The 18,318-nt window shown below is 46.6% G+C and carries 15 protein-coding genes; 6 read left to right on the top strand and 9 right to left on the bottom strand.

Going from position 1 to position 18,318, the window contains the following annotated elements; all coding sequences use genetic code 11:
• Positions 1-249: 249 nt before the first annotated feature.
• Positions 250-1,230: an acrylyl-CoA reductase (NADPH) gene (gene acuI / locus VER99_RS00075; RefSeq protein ID WP_020333586.1), complete on the top strand. Its 981-nt coding sequence runs from the start codon at positions 250-252 to the stop codon at positions 1,228-1,230.
• Between the two features lie 55 nt (positions 1,231-1,285).
• On the opposite strand, the gene VER99_RS00070 is transcribed toward acuI, so the two are convergent.
• On the bottom strand, positions 1,286-2,227 hold the full coding sequence (locus tag VER99_RS00070; protein ID WP_024372653.1) for a LysR family transcriptional regulator: 942 nt from the start codon (positions 2,225-2,227) through the stop codon (positions 1,286-1,288).
• Between the two features lie 165 nt (positions 2,228-2,392).
• Positions 2,393-2,575 carry a hypothetical protein gene (locus VER99_RS00065; RefSeq protein WP_014230435.1) on the bottom strand — a complete coding sequence of 61 codons (183 nt, stop codon included), beginning with the start codon at positions 2,573-2,575 and terminating at the stop codon, positions 2,393-2,395.
• Between the two features lie 132 nt (positions 2,576-2,707).
• Here VER99_RS00065 and tusA point away from each other — a divergent pair, with 132 nt between their 5' ends.
• Positions 2,708-2,956: a sulfurtransferase TusA gene (gene tusA / locus VER99_RS00060; protein WP_014230434.1), complete on the top strand. Its 249-nt coding sequence runs from the start codon at positions 2,708-2,710 to the stop codon at positions 2,954-2,956.
• Between the two features lie 33 nt (positions 2,957-2,989).
• Here the strand turns inward: tusA and VER99_RS00055 are convergent, their stop codons facing one another.
• Positions 2,990-3,250 carry a hypothetical protein gene (locus VER99_RS00055; protein ID WP_020333584.1) on the bottom strand — a complete coding sequence of 87 codons (261 nt, stop codon included), beginning with the start codon at positions 3,248-3,250 and terminating at the stop codon, positions 2,990-2,992.
• A gap of 206 nt (positions 3,251-3,456) precedes the next feature.
• Positions 3,457-4,011, bottom strand: a complete 555-nt coding sequence (locus VER99_RS00050) for a TMEM165/GDT1 family protein (protein ID WP_020333583.1) — start codon at positions 4,009-4,011, stop codon at positions 3,457-3,459.
• Positions 4,012-4,494: 483 nt separating this feature from the next.
• On the opposite strand from VER99_RS00050, the gene glyQ reads away from it, so the two are divergent.
• From glyQ to VER99_RS00030, 4 genes are all read left to right on the top strand, one after another.
• Positions 4,495-5,415, top strand: a complete 921-nt coding sequence (gene glyQ / locus VER99_RS00045; protein ID WP_014230431.1) for a glycine--tRNA ligase subunit alpha — start codon at positions 4,495-4,497, stop codon at positions 5,413-5,415.
• A 14-nt stretch (positions 5,416-5,429) separates the two neighbouring features.
• The gene (gene glyS / locus VER99_RS00040) at positions 5,430-7,496 is read left to right on the top strand and encodes a glycine--tRNA ligase subunit beta (protein ID WP_020333582.1); all 2,067 of its coding nucleotides are present in this window, start codon (positions 5,430-5,432) and stop codon (positions 7,494-7,496) included.
• Between the two features lie 231 nt (positions 7,497-7,727).
• Positions 7,728-9,812, top strand: a complete 2,085-nt coding sequence (locus VER99_RS00035) for an alpha-amylase (RefSeq protein WP_020333581.1) — start codon at positions 7,728-7,730, stop codon at positions 9,810-9,812.
• Positions 9,813-10,038: 226 nt separating this feature from the next.
• A complete protein-coding gene (locus VER99_RS00030; protein WP_020333580.1) occupies positions 10,039-11,292 on the top strand; it encodes a valine--pyruvate transaminase in 1,254 nt (417 codons plus the stop codon).
• 64 nt (positions 11,293-11,356) lie between these two features.
• Here the strand turns inward: VER99_RS00030 and VER99_RS00025 are convergent, their stop codons facing one another.
• The 5 genes from VER99_RS00025 to dnaA all read right to left on the bottom strand — a co-directional run bounded on the left by VER99_RS00025 (position 11,357) and on the right by dnaA (position 18,318).
• Positions 11,357-11,794: an Hsp20 family protein gene (locus VER99_RS00025; protein WP_020333579.1), complete on the bottom strand. Its 438-nt coding sequence runs from the start codon at positions 11,792-11,794 to the stop codon at positions 11,357-11,359.
• 433 nt (positions 11,795-12,227) lie between these two features.
• Positions 12,228-14,645, bottom strand: a complete 2,418-nt coding sequence (gene gyrB / locus VER99_RS00020) for a DNA topoisomerase (ATP-hydrolyzing) subunit B (protein WP_020333578.1) — start codon at positions 14,643-14,645, stop codon at positions 12,228-12,230.
• A 13-nt stretch (positions 14,646-14,658) separates the two neighbouring features.
• Positions 14,659-15,738, bottom strand: a complete 1,080-nt coding sequence (gene recF, locus VER99_RS00015) for a DNA replication/repair protein RecF (RefSeq protein WP_020333577.1) — start codon at positions 15,736-15,738, stop codon at positions 14,659-14,661.
• Between the two features lie 9 nt (positions 15,739-15,747).
• The gene (gene dnaN, locus VER99_RS00010; protein ID WP_014230423.1) at positions 15,748-16,848 is read right to left on the bottom strand and encodes a DNA polymerase III subunit beta; all 1,101 of its coding nucleotides are present in this window, start codon (positions 16,846-16,848) and stop codon (positions 15,748-15,750) included.
• 63 nt (positions 16,849-16,911) lie between these two features.
• The gene (gene dnaA / locus VER99_RS00005; RefSeq protein ID WP_014230422.1) at positions 16,912-18,318 is read right to left on the bottom strand and encodes a chromosomal replication initiator protein DnaA; all 1,407 of its coding nucleotides are present in this window, start codon (positions 18,316-18,318) and stop codon (positions 16,912-16,914) included.

Genomic DNA, 18,318 nt, shown 5'->3' with positions numbered 1-18,318 from the left:
CGACAGAGTGATCCACTCGGCATCCTGATGAAATGCACCGATGCTAAAGTCATTTAGTATTAGACTTAAGGGCGACATGTTGTGTCGCCCTTTATTTTTAAGTTTTTACCAGAAATCTATGCACTAAACGCATAGATTAAATGATGAACTTTCATTTTATTCATAACTAAACAAGACATACACTTAGAGGCAGTTAATATCTTGCTGCTGTGGCATCCCAGCCACACTACCGCACACTCGGAGAACCTCATGTTTAATGCTCTAGTTCTAAACCAAGAAGACAAACGTACTATCGCCAACATCGAACAAATTGATGAAACCCAACTCCCTGAAGGTGACGTCCTGATTGACGTTGACTACTCATCGTTAAACTACAAAGACGGTTTGGCGATTACGGGCAAAGGTAAAATCATCCGTAACTTCCCAATGGTTCCGGGCATTGACCTGGCTGGTACCGTGGTGAGCTCTGAAGATGGACGCTACCAGGCTGGCGACAAAGTGGTGCTAACAGGCTGGGGCGTAGGTGAAAACCACTGGGGCGGCATGGCGCAACGTGCTCGCTTGAAAGCCGATTGGTTAGTACCGCTACCAAAAGGTCTAGACAGCAAAAAAGCAATGATGGTCGGTACCGCTGGCTTTACCGCAATGCTGTGTGTTCAAGCGCTGCTTGATGCTGATATCAAACCAGAAGCAGGCGAAATCCTTGTTACTGGCGCAAGTGGTGGCGTGGGTTCAGTCGCAGTCGCATTATTAGCTCAATTGGGTTACAAAGTCGCAGCCGTTACTGGTCGCGTAGAACAAAACGGTCCACTGCTAGAAAAGCTGGGCGCAAGTCGCATCATCGACCGCGTTGAGTTTGAAGAACCAGCTCGCCCACTTGAGAAACAAATCTGGGCAGGTGCAGTTGATACTGTCGGCAGCAAAGTGCTGGCAAAAGTACTGGCACAAATGGATTACAACAGCGCTGTCGCAGCATGTGGCCTGGCAGGTGGTTTTGACCTGCCAACAACTGTGATGCCATTTATCCTTCGTAACGTGCGTCTGCAAGGTGTCGACTCAGTAATGTGTCCGACTGAAAAACGTATCGCCGCATGGGAAAAGCTGGTTGAGCTATTACCTGATAGCTACTTTGAGCAAGCTTGTACCGAAGTCGAGCTAGCCGAAGCACCTAAATACGCCGAAGACATCACTAACGGCCAAGTCACTGGTCGCGTGGTTATCAAGCTTTAAGATCAAAAGTCACAAATTAGACAGACTAAGAGCCGGCATTGCTGGCTCTTTTTGATCAACCTAACCCCATATCTTCGATGCGCTTGGCAATCAAACGTCCGCACTCTTCTTTAACTATCCCTCTCAACCATTCTTGTGCAGGTGAATGCTCACAACGCGCATGCCAGATCATCGAGTAATCAAACGGAGTAAATTCAAACGGCAGGGGTTTCACCATCAGGTCATAACGTTCCGCGACCAAATACGCTAAATCTGCCGGAACGGTGATAATGATCGGCAGGGTATCAACAATCGCCAGTGCCGCTTCCAGGTGATAAGCACGCAGCACCATTTTGCGTTGTGGCTTATCAATCAAAGCTTGTTCAATCAGCGCATTTACCCCATCACTGATCGCAATCATTGCATGTGGATGCCCCAAATAATCTTCGAGATTCATCTCTTTATCTGCCAGCGGGTGCTGCTTAGACAATAAACACAACACACCAACCCGGCCTAGTATTTCACTACGCAATGGCTCAATGGGACCGGTCGGTCGGCAAATGGCGAGATCGGCGCCTTCATAAGTCAGTTGATCAGACAGCCTATCGTGCTGCAATGGCAGGAAGTTAAACGACACATTGGGCGCTTCCTGATAAATACGCGGCAAGGCAAAAGGTAAGATGGTCTGCATGGCGTAATCTGTCGTGGCGATAGTAAAAGTCTGGTCGCAATGCAACGGATCAAACTCAATAGGTGAAAGCAATTGGCGCAGCGACTCTAACGGCTCTCCCAGAGAACGATCAATTTCCAGAGCCTTTTGTGTGGGGATTAAATGCTGCCCCTGACGAGTGAAAAGAGGGTCGCCTAATAAGTCACGTAGTCGTCCAAGCACTCGACTCATCGCCGACTGGCTTAAATTCAGCCGAGTTGCTGCCTTACTAACACTGCTTTCTTCAATAAGCACGCGTAATGCGACTAATAAATTGAGATCTCGGCGATAAATGTCTTCTAATTCCACAATGACCATATATTATGAATGGGTTTAGATAAATTGTACTCTTCAGGCAAAAAAAATCCCGCCTTTCAGCGGGGAAGCCCAAGAAAAAATGGGGATAGTGTCGGAATGAAGTGTTGGTAAAAAGAAGATGGCAAAATCAATGTATCTTGATTGAGTTAAGCAAAATTAATTTTCTTGCTCGGATGCATCTGACCATTTATGCATCTCAATCCAAATACCCAAAATCGTTGCAATCACGCCTACTAAAGGCATCAGTGAGGTTTCAGCTGGAGTTCTGAGCACTAACGCACAGAACGAAATAAAGCACAGCACAGAATATATCGTTAGTCTGTCTAAAGCTGTCAGCATCGCCTCTCCTTACTACTTGTTACCAATTTGTTAATTTAAGGTAAAGCAAAAATAACACTTTGCCAAGTGGTTATTGAATATTTTTTCCACGAACGTAAAATTCAACGCTAAGTTAGCTACGAGAGTCACACTATGAGCTTTAATCCTGAACTGGCAACCAAGACGTTAGAAGCAGAGGGACTGCGCTGCCCAGAGCCAGTGATGATGGTCAGGAAGACAATTCGCAACATGCAAGATGGTGAAATTTTGCTGGTGAAAGCGGACGATCCATCGACGACTCGAGATATTCCGAGTTTCTGCCGATTTATGGATCACCAGTTGATAGCGGCACAAACAGAGCAGTTACCCTATCAATACCTGATAAAGAAAGGTTTGGAATAATCAAAAACGGCAGCCTATCTGGCTGCCGTTTACTTATTCGTCGTATTCTAATGTGCGTATTTCTGACTGTAGCTTATTGAGCTGTTTCTTCATCGCCCGCATTTCTTCATGCATCGGTATGATGTGTGCAACCCGAATCCATGCTTCTACCGTTAACCCGGTGAGTATGAAAGTTCCCGCTACAATCGGTAACCACATATCGGTTAGCACCAATGCCAACAAGCACAGCACTAAACCAAAAGTGAATAAATAACTCTGACTCTTTGGGGTCATCCCCATGTAACGTGTAAGCATAAACTTGCCCTCTCGCTATCATTCACAGCACTAAACTACCATGACAAGTATGACACTAATATGCCACTCGTCACGCTATTGAACGAATTTATGCCAGAGTTTGAAGTAAGCCACGAATTCACTAGTTATTGATAATTCGCTCCATTTTCAACGACGTTTCGGGGCAAAGTAACACTAAGCCGTTAGCTTTACCCACATAGGTCAAACTAGAAGACTGCCGCACCAATCGCCAATAAGACGAACAAAAAGGCGGTCACTTTACGGATAAGATCCAATGGCATTTTATCCGCAGATAACTTACCGATCAGAACCACAGGCACATTCGCCAGTAACATACCTATCGTCGTACCTAATACCACCCAACTCAAGGCATCAGCATACTGCGCGCCCAGAATAGAGGTTGCTATTTGAGTTTTGTCTCCAATCTCAGCAACAAAAAAGGCAATAAAACTGGCAATGAACGGGCCGCGGTTGGAGATCTCTTCATCGTCATCGAGTTTATCCGGAATCAGAATCCAAGCCGCCATGGCAACAAAACTGACCACCAGCACCCATTTTAAAACTTCAGGAGAAAGATAATCGGCTACAACGACACCTAACCATGCAGCTAAAGCGTGGTTAGCAATAGTGGCTAAAAAGATGGCTGCAATAATAGGAACCGGTTTACGGTATCGACTAGCAAGTAACAACGAAAGCAATTGGGTCTTATCGCCAATTTCTGCTAACGCGACAGTAGTAATTGAAATAGCTAAAACGCTCACGACATGCTCTTTGGGGCAGGGATTATAATATTTAACCATAGACAAACCTCACGCCCCACCCCGGTTCGTGATGATTTGTCTAAGGTCTTGCTAAACTCGAAAGGCTTCGAGTCTCGAGCGCCATGGTGATTTTGCACCAATTATGTTGACGAACGAACCGGATGAAATAGAAACTCCATCGGGTAAGCTACTCCCCAAAGACAGGCGCAATTCTAGCCAACCTTGTAGCGCATCTCAAGCACCAAATCAGACGAAAACTCCCTTTTAAGAAAAATACGGTAGATAACTCGGTAAAAATCCATTAAAGGAGAAAATTGCCCACGAATTAATCAAGATTAGCTCTACTCCCATGCTCAATATCTGGGTATACTAGATTGTTAATTTATTCAACCGTAATTACTCCTTATCGCCCTTGTTAGAGTTGTAAAACTCGGCATAGACGGCGAATTAACGAGTAACAAGAGAATCGCGCGAACCTGACTTATGCAAAAATACGATATCAAAACCTTCCAGGGAATGATCCTCGCGCTGCAGGATTATTGGGCTCAAAATGGTTGTACCATTGTTCAACCACTAGATATGGAAGTTGGTGCGGGTACCTCTCACCCAATGACCTGTCTACGAGCGATTGGCCCAGAGCCAATGTCGACAGCTTATGTACAACCTTCACGTCGTCCTACTGATGGCCGTTATGGTGAAAACCCTAACCGTCTTCAGCACTACTACCAATTCCAAGTAGCGCTAAAACCATCGCCAGACAATATCCAAGAGTTGTACCTTGGTTCCCTTGAAGTTCTTGGTATTGACCCACTTGTACACGATATCCGTTTCGTAGAAGACAACTGGGAAAACCCAACACTAGGCGCATGGGGCCTAGGCTGGGAAGTATGGCTAAACGGCATGGAAGTAACTCAGTTTACTTACTTCCAACAAGTTGGTGGCCTTGAGTGTAAACCAGTAACTGGCGAGATCACTTACGGTATCGAACGTCTTGCAATGTACATCCAAGAAGTAGATTCAGTTTACGACCTGGTTTGGAACATTGCGCCAGACGGCAGCAAAGTTACTTATGGTGATATCTTCCACCAAAACGAAGTGGAACAATCAACTTACAACTTCGAACACGCTGACGTAGATTTCCTATTCGGCTTCTTTGAACAGTGTGAGAAAGAGTGTCAAGAGCTCGTTGCACTTGAAAAGCCTCTTCCACTTCCTGCTTACGAACGCATCCTGAAAGCTGGCCACGCGTTCAACCTGCTAGATGCACGCAAGGCGATCTCAGTAACTGAGCGTCAACGCTACATCCTACGCATCCGTAACCTGACTAAGTCAGTAGCAGAAGCATACTACGCATCACGTGAAGCGCTTGGCTTCCCAATGTGTAAAAAAGAAGATAACGCGTAAGGGGTCGATCTAACATGGCAAAAGAATTTCTAATCGAGCTGGGTACAGAAGAGCTACCACCAACGCAACTTCGTACTCTGGCTGAAGCATTCGCAGCAAACTTTGAAGCTGAACTGGCAAGTGCAGAACTTGCTCATGAAGGCATCAAGTGGTTTGCAGCACCTCGCCGTCTGGCACTTAAAGTAGCAGCATTGGCAGAAAGCCAATCTGACAAAGTCGTTGAAAAACGCGGCCCTGCAGTCTCTGCAGCATTTGATGCTGACGGTAACCCAACCAAAGCAGCTCAAGGCTGGGCTCGTGGTTGTGGCATTACCGTTGACCAAGCGGATCGCATGGTAACAGACAAAGGTGAATGGCTACTGTTCAAACAAGAAGTGAAAGGTCAGCCAGCATCTGAGATCATCGTTGAACTAGCAGCAAAAGCACTAGCAAACCTACCTATCGCAAAACCAATGCGCTGGGGTAACAAGACGACTCAATTTATTCGTCCGGTTAAAACGCTAACGATGCTAATGGGCAGCGACCTAATCGAAGGTGAAATCCTTGGCGTCGCTTCTGCACGCACCATTCGCGGTCACCGCTTCATGGGTGAGCAAGAATTCACTATCGACTCTGCTGAGCAATACCCTGCGATTCTTGAAGAACGCGGTAAAGTTATGGCGGATTACGAAGCTCGTAAAGCTATCATCCTAGCTGACGCCAAAAAAGCGGCAGCCGCGGTTGGTGGTATCGCTGATCTAGAAGATGACCTAGTAGAAGAAGTGACCTCTCTGGTTGAATGGCCAGTGGTACTAACAGCGAAATTCGAAGAAGAATTCCTGAAAGTGCCTTCTGAAGCATTGGTTTACACCATGAAAGGTGACCAGAAGTACTTCCCTGTCTACTCTGAAGACAAGAAACTACTGCCTAACTTCATCTTCGTATCAAACATTGAGTCGAAAGAACCTCGCCACGTTATCGAAGGTAACGAGAAAGTTGTACGTCCACGTCTAGCTGATGCCGAGTTTTTCTTCAACACTGACCGTAAGCGTCCACTGATTGACCGTCTTCCTGAGCTAGAAAACGCGATTTTCCAGAAGCAACTGGGCACAATCAAAGACAAAACCGATCGTATCACAGCGCTTGCTGGCTACATCGCGAAACAAATTGGTGCCGATGTTGAGAAATCGACTCGCGCAGGCTTGCTGGCGAAGTGTGACCTAATGACCTCAATGGTATTCGAGTTTACGGATACTCAAGGTGTAATGGGTATGCATTACGCAACTCACGATGGTGAAGATGAGCAAGTAGCACTCGCTCTATACGAGCAATACATGCCGCGTTTCGCTGGTGATGTTCTGCCAAGCACTGCGATTTCTTCTGCAGTGGCAATGGCTGACAAGCTGGACACTATCGTTGGTATCTTCGGTATTGGCCAAGCACCTAAAGGCAGCGACCCGTTTGCACTTCGTCGTGCTTCTCTGGGCGTACTGCGTATCATCGTTGAAAACGGCTACAACCTAGACCTTCTAGACCTTATCCGTGAAGCAAAAGTACAGTTTGGCTCAAAACTGACTAACGACAACGTTGAGCAAGATGTCATCGAGTTCATGCTTGGTCGTTTCAATGCATGGTATAAAGATGAAGGTTTCAGTGTCGATATTATTCAAGCTGTACTGGCGCGTCGCCCGACTAAACCAGCTGATTTCGACCAACGCGTGAAAGCGGTATCTCACTTCCGTGAGCTAGAAGCAGCAGAATCTTTAGCAGCAGCGAACAAACGTGTAGGTAACATCCTAGCGAAATTCGATGGCGAACTAGCAGAAGAGATTGACTTGTCTCTTCTACAAGAAGATGCAGAAAAAGCGTTAGCAGAAAGCGTTGAAGTGATGACTGAAGCACTTGAGCCAGCTTTTGCAACAGGTAACTACCAAGAAGCCCTAAGCAAACTTGCTGACCTTCGTGAGCCAGTGGATGCGTTCTTCGACAACGTAATGGTAATGGCAGACGACGAAGCACTTAAGAAGAACCGTCTGACCCTTCTGAACAATCTGCGTAACCTGTTCCTACAGATCGCAGACATCTCGCTTCTGCAAAAATAGGTAACCGAAACTGAGTTACTGACTGAAAAAGAAGTCACAAAATAACCAAAAGGGAAGCATCTGCTTCCCTTTTTTGTTGGCAAAAATACAAGGTTAGAGAGAAATATTACTCATTTTGTGAACAGGACAAAAATTTGTAGGGTGAGAGAGGTTTAACTTGTGGGTGCACCGCTCGGATTGTAGAGGCTTCTTTTTGTTATAAAAGATCTGTTTATTCGGGGGAAGGACACAATGAAAAAAACAATTCTCGCACTCTCTATTGGTCTGCTTAGTGCCTGCAGCCAAATTCCAGAAAATGCCATCGTATTAAGCGTCGGTGATGACAAAGCCATGTTCGAACAAAACGATCAAGGATTACTCGTCGCAGAACAGAAACTGGATAAAGGCAATTACACCTTTACGATTGCCGACAGCAAACAAAGCTGTGGCAGTAGCTTCACTCTGGCAGAAGAAAGCCGCATCAAATTCAACACACCATTAAAAATGGATAACTGTGCAACGGATGCCACTATGCCGCTGCGCATTTTCAAAGCCAATACCTACCAATTTACGCTCAACCCAACGATCAATGAGCTGACGGTTAAGATCAAACCAAAACAGTCTCAGGTAACCAGCTTCACTTGCCCTGTCGCAACCGATACGGCTAAAACCATCAACGTCGCGGAAACCTTTAGTGATGGGACTTTGGTACGAGATGCACTGACTGGACAAGAGACAACCGTAACCGATGGTGCAGTCACCCTTAAGCCGGGCCCAATGAGTCAGGGGCTCCTACTGCTAGAGGAAGTTGAACAACAAGCGAATAAACCATTCAGCTGGGATAACGCCACAGTTTACTTCGTCATGACCGACCGTTTTTACAATGGTAATCCAAACAACGACAACAGCTATGGCCGCAGTAAAGACGGTAAATACGAAATCGGCACCTTCCACGGTGGTGACTTGGCGGGTCTGACCAAAAAGCTCGATTACATTGAATCTCTCGGTGTTAACGCGATTTGGCTAACCTCACCGCTGGAGCAAATTCACGGCTGGGTCGGCGGCGGTGACAAAGGCGATTTCAAACACTACGGCTATCACGGCTACTACCACCAAGACTGGACTAAGCTTGATGCCAATATGGGCACCGAAGATGAGCTGCGAACCTTCATCGATACCGCGCATAAGAAAGGCATTCGCATCATTTGGGATGTCGTGATGAATCACACTGGCTACGCCACACTGGCCGATATGCAGGAGTTTGGCTTTGGTCAACTTTACCTTGATGACCAAGAAGCGAAACAAGTGCTGGGTGAAAAATGGACAGACTGGCAGCCCAAATCAGGTCAGAGTTGGCATAGCTTCAACGACTACGTCAAATACAGCGATAACGAAGCGTGGGAAAAATGGTGGGGCAAAGCGTGGATTCGTACCGACATCGGTAATTACGATGCGCCGGGATACAACGATATCAGCATGTCTCTGAACTACTTACCGGATCTGAAAACCGAGTCGACTCAGAAAACCGGTTTGCCAAACTTCTTCCACAACAAAGATACCGGCGCACGTGATGAACAAAAGACGCCGCGCGAACATCTGATCACTTGGCTATCCGATTGGGTCCGCGATTATGGCGTTGATGGCTTCCGTGTCGATACCGCCAAACATGTAGAAATGGATGCGTGGTCAGAATTGAAAGCCAGTACCACACAAGCTCTTGCCGAATGGAAACAGAACAACCCAGAGAAGGCGCTGGACGATTTGCCATTCTGGATGACCGGAGAAGTCTGGGCACACAGCGTGGTGAAGAGCCCGTACTTCGATAACGGATTCGATTCGATAATTAATTTCGAATTCCAGTCAGATGTCGCACCAAAAGCGCTGAAATGCTTTGCCAACCTCGACAGTGATTACCGACGCTATGCAGAGCAAATCAACAACGATCCCGAGTTCAATGTGTTGAGTTACCTTTCTTCTCATGACACTCAGCTGTTCTGGTCTGCACGTAGCCGCAGCTTCGATGATCAGGCACGCGCAGCAAATGCGTTAATGTTAGCGCCGGGTGCGGTTCAAATCTATTACGGTGATGAGATTGCCCGTGACTTCGGTCATACCGGTTCAGATACCCACCAGGGAACCCGCTCCGACATGCCATGGGATAAGATTCATGGCGAACGTAAAGACTTACTGCAGCACTGGCAAAAACTGGGCGAATTCCGTAAGCGTCACCCAGCCGTTGCTCAAGGTAAGCACGTTACACGTAATCAGGAAGGCTACTACGCGTTCGAGCGCCAATATCAGGATGACAAGGTGCTTATTGTCTACACTGGCGAATAGCACATCCATCTCTCCACCAGCAAGGGAAGCGTAGGCTTCCCTTTTTATTTCTCTTTTCGCTTTATAATCCATTCATCTGGTCTGAACAGACTCTTTTTTCTTCTTCGAGTGAATTCACACTTTGCGTCGTAATAACATTAGGGTAAGGTCAAGTATTACACTATAAGCTGATGTTCAGTCAGCAAGATTACACAAAGCAATCACAATGAATTAGGTATAAGTAAACATGCAGTACTCAAAGTTTGGCGAAAAATTTAATCAGTATTCAGGTATCACACAGTTAATGGATGATTTAAATGATGGTCTGCGCACACCAGGTGCCATCATGCTCGGTGGAGGTAACCCTGCCGCCATTCCTGCCATGCTCGATTACTTTCACCAAGCCAGTGAGGAAATGCTCGCCAGCGGAGAACTCATCGCCGCGCTCACCAACTATGATGGCCCCCAAGGTAAAGATGCGTTTATCAAAGCGCTGGCAAAACTGTTTCGTGAAACCTACGGTTGGGACATCAGTGAGAAGAACATCAGTCTGACCAATGGCAGCCAAAGTGGTTTCTTCTACCTATTTAATTTACTCGCCGGCCAACAGCCTGACGGTTCACACAAAAAAGTGCTGTTGCCAATCGCACCAGAGTACATTGGCTACGGCGATGCCGGTATTGATGAAGATATTTTCGTCTCTTACCACCCGGAGATCGAGTTGCTCGACAATGGTTTGTTTAAGTATCACGTTGATTTTGAACAACTGAAAGTTGATGACTCTGTCGCGGCTATCTGTGCTTCTCGCCCAACCAACCCAACAGGCAACGTGCTAACGGATGAAGAAGTCCGCAAGCTAGATAAACTCGCGCGTGAAAACAATATTCCGTTGATCATTGATAACGCTTACGGTTTGCCGTTCCCGAACATCATTTTTGAAGATGTTGAACCATTCTGGAATGACAATACGATCCTGTGTATGAGCCTGTCCAAACTTGGCTTACCGGGCGTGCGCTGCGGTATCGTAATTGCCAACGAAGCGATTACCCAGGCTTTGACCAATATGAATGGCATTATCAGTCTGGCTCCAGGTAGTGTCGGCCCTGCACTGGCCAACCATATCATTGGTAATGGCGACCTGCTTAGATTGAGTTCGGATGTGATTAAGCCTTATTACAAGCAGAAATCTCTACGTGCGGTAGAACTGCTGCAGCAAGCGATCACCGACCCACGTTTTCGTATTCACAAACCTGAAGGCGCTATCTTTTTATGGCTATGGTTTGACGAACTACCAATCACCACTATGGAACTGTACCAACGCCTGAAAGATCGTGGAGTGCTGATTGTACCGGGTGAATACTTCTTTATCGGTCAGGAAGATGAATGGGATCATGCGCATCAATGTCTGCGGATGAACTACGTTCAGGATGACGAGATGATGCAGAAAGGTATCGCAATCATCGCTGAAGAAGTTGAAAAGGCTTACCAAGAAGGTAAATAGAAAAACAAACTAAAAGAGCGCCAACTGGCGCTCTTTCTCACTCTATGTGCAAACTACTTGCTGATTAGTTGTTTTCTAGCAAGTTATTGCCGCCGATAGCGATTTTACGTGGTTGCATCGCTTCTGGAATTTCACGAACCAAATCAATGTGTAGCAGGCCGTTTTCCATTGATGCGCCAATTACTTTTACGTAGTCAGCAAGCTGGAACTTACGTTCAAAGTCGCGCTCTGCAATACCTTGGTAAACGTAGTTTTTACCTTCTTCCGCTTTACGCTCACCCTTTACGATCAACATGTTTTCATTTTGAGTCAGATCGAGCTGTTCTTCAGCAAATCCTGCAACCGCCATTGTAATACGGTAGTTATGCTCGTCTTTTTGCTCAATGTTGTATGGAGGGTAACCGCCAGAAGAATTTTTCGCAGAGCTTGCTTCCATCAGGTTAAACAGACGGTCAAAGCCAATTGCATTACGGTATAGTGGTGAGAAATCTACATTACGCATAAAATCTATCCTCTTAATTAAGCAATAGTCTTAGCTCAGATGACACTCATCTAATTGGCGTGTTTATGCAAAAACCAGCGCCGAGCTAAGGAATCCAAATCATTCCGCTAGTGAAAACGCGTTTCACCGAGACATGACAGGAATCATTAAGTTAAGTTGTGTGCCAAAACAAAGCATCCTCTTTTGAGCGATCTTGTTTCAGCGGTTGCAGAGGGCTGTTCTTCTAGTCTCTAGCAAGTCAGCTAACCTCTTCAATTCTAGATATAAGGTCTGAAAATACGCTTTCAAGGGATAATAAGAAAAAAATTTAGGGATGTTGAGATCAGAGTTTCTAGCCCTTAGGACCTCCGTTTATCTTCGACCTTCTCCAAAAACAAAAACGCCATCTCATTCGAGATGACGTTTTTAATCACAATGAGTTGCAAGCTTTCGACTACACGTCTAGGTTAGCCACCTTCAGTGCGTTCTCTTCAATGAAGTTACGACGCGGCTCAACCTGATCACCCATCAATGTTGTGAACAACTGGTCTGCACCAACAGCATCTTCGATGGTTACTTGCATCATACGGCGCGTCTCTGGGTCCATTGTGGTTTCCCAAAGCTGATCTGGGTTCATCTCACCCAGACCTTTGTAGCGCTGACGGCTTAGACCACGCATGGACTCTTTAACCAGCCACGCTAGTGCTTCTGCAAAGCTTGAAATTGCCAGAGTACGCTCACCACGCTTAATGTAAGCACCTTCTTCGATCAGGCCATCAAGCTCTTCAGATAGATCCGCCAATTTGCTGTATTCTTTCGAATTCAGGAAGTCGATGCTTAGTGCATGCTCATGTGTCACACCATGAGTACGTACGATAATCTTAGGTAGGCTCAGACCAAGCTCTGCGTGCTGTTCAACCTCAAAGCTGTATTGGCTCGCGCCCACTTCTTTTGCATTAAGCTGCTCAACAAGCTGCTTAGTCCACGCTTCAACAGCTGCTGCATCGTGACATTGTTCTGGTGTCAAACGCGGCGTGTAAATCAGCTCATGCATCAAAGCGTTAGGGTATCGGCGGCTCATACGATCAGCTAGCTTAATGCCAGCATTGTATTGCTGTACCAGTTTCTCCAACGATTCACCCGCAAGAGCTGGCGCTTCTGCGTTAACGTGCAGTGATGCGTTGTCCAGTGCCAGTGATACCTGGTATTGGTTCATCGCTTCTTCATCTTTGATGTACTGCTCTTGTTTGCCTTTTTTCACTTTGTATAGTGGTGGCTGAGCGATGTACACGTAGCCACGCTCGATAAGCTCTGGCATTTGACGGTAGAAGAAAGTCAACAGTAGCGTACGGATGTGCGAACCATCGACGTCGGCATCGGTCATGATGATGATGTTGTGGTAACGCAGTTTGTCCGGGTTATATTCGTCACGCCCAATACCACAACCTAGCGCTGTGATAAGCGTCGCTACTTCTTGTGAAGAAAGCATCTTGTCGAAACGTGCTTTCTCTACGTTCAGGATCTTACCTTTCAGTGGCAGGATAGCCTGGTTCTTACGGTTACGACCCTGCTTAGCACTACCGCCCGCAGAGTCACCCTCCACAATGTATAGTTCAGAGAGTGCCGGATCTTTTTCCTGACAGTCAGCAAGTTTGCCCGGAAGGCCTGCTAGGTCTAGCGCACCTTTACGACGAGTCATTTCACGAGCTTTACGCGCGGCTTCACGAGCACGTGCTGCATCGATGATTTTAGAACAAACCATCTTCGCTTCACTCGGGTTTTCAACTAAGAACTCAGAAAGCTTTTCACCCATCGCCGACTCAACTGCTGATTTCACTTCTGATGACACCAGTTTGTCTTTGGTTTGGCTTGAGAATTTTGGGTCAGGCACTTTTACAGAAACAACAGCAGTCAGACCTTCACGTGCGTCATCGCCTGAGGTTGCTGTTTTCGCTTTCCTAGAGAAACCTTCTTTATCCATGAAAGTGTTCAGTGTACGCGTCAGCGCAGCACGGAAACCAGCTAGGTGAGTACCACCATCACGCTGAGGAATGTTGTTAGTAAAACAGAAGATGTTCTCTTGGAAGCCATCGTTCCATTGCATTGCAACTTCTACTGAAATGCCGTCTTCACGTTCAAAGTTGAAGTGGAAGATTTTCTCGATGATTGGCGTTTTGTTGGTATTTAAGTGCTGAACAAATGCCTGAATACCACCTTCGTACATGAAGTGGTCATGCTTATCTTCTTCACGCTCATCTGACAGCTTGATAGAAACGCCAGAGTTCAGGAACGATAGTTCACGCAGACGTTTAGCTAGAATGTCGTAATGGAATTCTGTGTTAGTGAAAGTCTCACTACTTGGCCAGAAGCGAATTTGTGTACCGGTTTTGTCCGTATCACCAACAACCGCTAGAGGAGCCTGAGGCTCACCGTGACGGTAGGTTTGAGTATGGATATGGCCACCACGGTGAATGGTCAGTTCAACCTTTTCAGACAGTGCGTTTACTACCGAAACACCTACACCGTGCAGACCACCCGATACTTTGTATGAGTTATCATCGAACTTACCACCAGCGTGAAGTACCGTCATGATAACTTCGGCTGCTGATACTTTTTCTTCTGGGTGCATTTCTGTTGGAATGCCACGACCATCGTCGCTAACGGAAACCGAGTTATCCTCATGAATTGTCACAACGATGTCTTTACAGTGACCTGCCAACGCTTCATCAATTGAGTTATCCACCACCTCGAAAACCATGTGGTGCAGGCCGGTCCCGTCGTCCGTATCGCCGATGTACATACCTGGACGCTTACGTACCGCATCCAGACCCTTCAGTACCTTAATACTCGATGAATCGTAATTTTCAGACATGAGTTTCTCTCTTCTAGTTTGACTCTATCCTGCCATGTTCCACATGAAACAATTTTCCATTCTCGTCCAACATGTCGGCGATTTGGTTTTCAGTGATAGAGCTTACAAATACTTGTGCGCCCGTCTCTTTCAAGCAGTCAGCAAGACGCTTGCGACGTTGGCTATCTAATTCCGACGCAAAGTCGTCAATTAGGTAAATGCATTGTTTACCGGTCATCTCTGTCAGGTGCTGCCCTTGCGCTACTCGCAATGCACACACCATGAGTTTTAATTGACCGCGTGAAAGAACATCCTCAACAGGTGTTCCGTTCACTTTAATGCGCAAATCAGCTTTATTTGGGCCACTAAAGGTGTACCCCAACGACTGATCACGCTCGAAATTCTTTTCCAGTATATCTTGGTACGGAGTGTCTTTATCCCAACCTCGATAATACTTTAATTGGATCTCAAATTCTGGCAAAAATGTCTGACAGATCGTTTCTGCGACGCTTTTCATCTGTTCGATGTACAACGCGCGCCACTGGCTGATGTTTTCAGCCAAACGTGCCATTTCCTGATCCCAGTAACTGAGCTCTCGGTAACTAGTGGCTGTTTTTAATAACGCGTTTCTCTGCTTATTGAGACGCTTAAAACGACCCCACGCATCATAAAAAGCGGGTTCAGTATGGAACACACCCCAATCGATAAATGCGCGCCGATGTTTAGGGCCATCAGTAAGTAAATCAAACCCTTCCGTATGTATCAACTGCAGTGGTAATACTTGTGCCAACTGAGCGAGTTTTTGCCCGGATTGACCGCCTATTTTAACCTCTGTTGAACCATCGCGCTGCTTATTAATGCCGATTGGTAGCTCAAATTGATCAGAGTTCAAAAAACGCCCGTGAACAAACAGTTCATCACACTCATTTTGAATCACTCGGCCAGTCAGAGAGCTTTTGAACGAGCGACCATGTCCAAGTAAATAGACCGCTTCCAGAACACTGGTTTTACCGCTGCCATTAGGCCCGATAAGAAAGTTAAAGCCTGTTGATAACTGAATATCACAGGCTTTAATGTTTCGAAATTGCTGAATAATAAGGCGAGAAAGAGGCATTCTGTTCGCTTATAGACGGATTGGCATCACCACATACATGGCACTGTCATCGTCGGCGTTTTCAATCAGCGCACTTGCGTTCGCGTCCGACATCGACACTCGCACGTTTTCACAACGTAGCGTATTCAGCACATCCAGTACGTAGCTGACGTTAAAGCCGATTTCGATCGGTTCGCCATCAAAGCTTACGTCCAGCATTTCTTCTGCTTCTTCTTGCTCTGGGTTGTTGGCAGTAATGCGCATTTCCGTATCCGCGAGATTTACTCGCACGCCACGGAATTTTTCATTGGATAAAATCGCAGCACGTGAAAATGCCTGGCGCAACTCATCACAGCTTGCGATTAACGTTTTGTTAGTGCTTTGCGGCAATACGCGGCGGTAGTCAGGGAAACGACCATCAACCAGCTTAGAAGTGAAGATAAAGTTGTTCACTTCAGCACGTACATTAGAGTTACCAATTTGCAATACGACCGGTTGCTCTGGAGCATCCATTAACTTAACGAGTTCCTGGACACCTTTACGCGGCACGATGATTTGCTTTTGCGCAAAGTCCGCGCCCAGTTCAGTTTGAGACACCGCCATACGGTGACCATCGGTCGCGACACTGCGCAATGTCGTGCCATCAATTTCAAACAACATACCGTTGAGGTAGTAACGAACGTCCTGGTTCGCCATCGAGAACTGAGTTTTGTCGATCAGTGTGCGCAGATCAGCCTGGCTCAGTGAGACTTCTACTTCACTTTGCCAGTCTTCAATGTTTGGAAAATCGTTCGCAGGTAGCGTCGCCAATGAGAAACGACTGCGGCCAGAGCGAACTTGTACGCGATCACCTTCTAATACGAAGGTAATGATCGCATCGTCAGGTAAACCGCGGCAGATGTCGAGAAACTTACGCGAAGGAACGGTAATGCTGCCCGCTTCAAAATCCCCTTCCAGAGTCACTTTGCTCACCAATTCCACTTCCAAATCGGTCGCGGTCATTGAAAGCACGTTCTCTTCTACTTTCAGTAGTAAGTTACCCAGAATAGGCAGGGTTGGTCGGCCACCTAAAGCACCCGAGACCTGTTGTAGCGGTTTGATTAAATGACTACGTTCAATAGTAAATTTCATGCTTGGCTCTTTACGCTGTCAGCTCAATAAATGATTTGCTTAGAATACCGTTATTCTAACCGATTAAGAGGACAGGGTGCGAATCAAGTTAGAGTAATCTTCTTTAATATCGTGGCTCTCTTCACGCAGCTGCTCAATCTTGCGACATGCATGCAGTACCGTGGTGTGGTCACGACCACCAAACGCATCGCCAATTTCTGGCAAGCTGTGGTTAGTCAGTTCTTTCGCCAATGCCATCGCTAGCTGACGAGGACGCGCGACTGAACGAGAACGACGCTTAGACAGTAGATCCGCCACTTTAATTTTGTAGTATTCCGCAACGGTCTTTTGAATATTATCGATAGTCACCAGCTTTTCTTGCAGAGCCAGTAGATCGCGCAGCGCTTCACGTACAAAATCAATCGTAATTGGGCGACCAGTAAAGTTCGCATTGGCGATAACTCGGTTTAGTGCACCTTCCAGCTCACGAACGTTTGAACGCAGGCGCTTAGCAATAAAGAATGCCACTTCGTCGGCCAGGTGAATTTGGTGATCTTCTGCCTTCTTCATCAAAATCGCTACGCGCGTTTCCAGCTCAGGCGGTTCGATCGCAACCGTAAGACCCCAACCGAAGCGCGATTTCAGGCGATCTTCTACCCCACTGATCTCTTTTGGATAACGATCAGAAGTCAGGATGATCTGTTGGTTGCCTTCCAATAACGCGTTGAAGGTATGGAAGAATTCTTCCTGCGATCGCTCTTTATTGGCAAAGAACTGGATATCATCGATAAGAAGTGCGTCAACACTGCGGTAGTAACGTTTGAACTCTTCAATCGCGTTATTTTGCAGTGCTTTTACCATGTCTTGCACGAAACGCTCAGAGTGCATGTACACCACTTTCGCGTTCGGGTTGTTATCCACAATCGCATTACCCACCGCGTGGAGCAAGTGAGTTTTACCCAGACCAGTCCCACCATAAAGGAACAATGGGTTGTACGCTGCGCCCGGGTTATCCGATACCTGACGTGCCGCAGCCAAACCTAACTGGTTCGATTTACCTTCGACAAAGTTGTTGAACTTATGTTTTGGGTTCACGTTAGAGCGGTGATTGATGTCTGCGATCGCTTGTGCGTCATCATCCCAAGTTTTATGAACCGGTTTACGAGCCTGTAATTGTGCTGGCGCTGAAGATTCAGCGGCAACATCCGCAGGCGTGCGCGTCGGCGCAGGTTTAGGTGCTGAAACAGGACGACTACCCACTTCAAAACGTAAGTTAGGGATGTCGTTACCGCAATATTGCTGCAGTAAGCGTGTAATACTGTTCAGATACTTATCACGCACCCAATCCAACACAAAACGGTTTGGTGCGAATAGAGTGAGCGTATTGTCATTGAGCTCCGCTTGTAGCGGACGAACCCACATACTGAATTCTGTTGCTGGTAGCTCTTCTTGAAGCTGCTGCAAGCATTGCAGCCAAAGCGAAGATGACAC

Source organism: Vibrio natriegens NBRC 15636 = ATCC 14048 = DSM 759, from assembly GCF_035621455.1.
Lineage (GTDB): Bacteria > Pseudomonadota > Gammaproteobacteria > Enterobacterales > Vibrionaceae > Vibrio > Vibrio natriegens.
The sequence above is the reverse complement of the archived record's forward strand: the minus strand, read 5'-3'. Positions and strand labels throughout refer to the sequence as shown.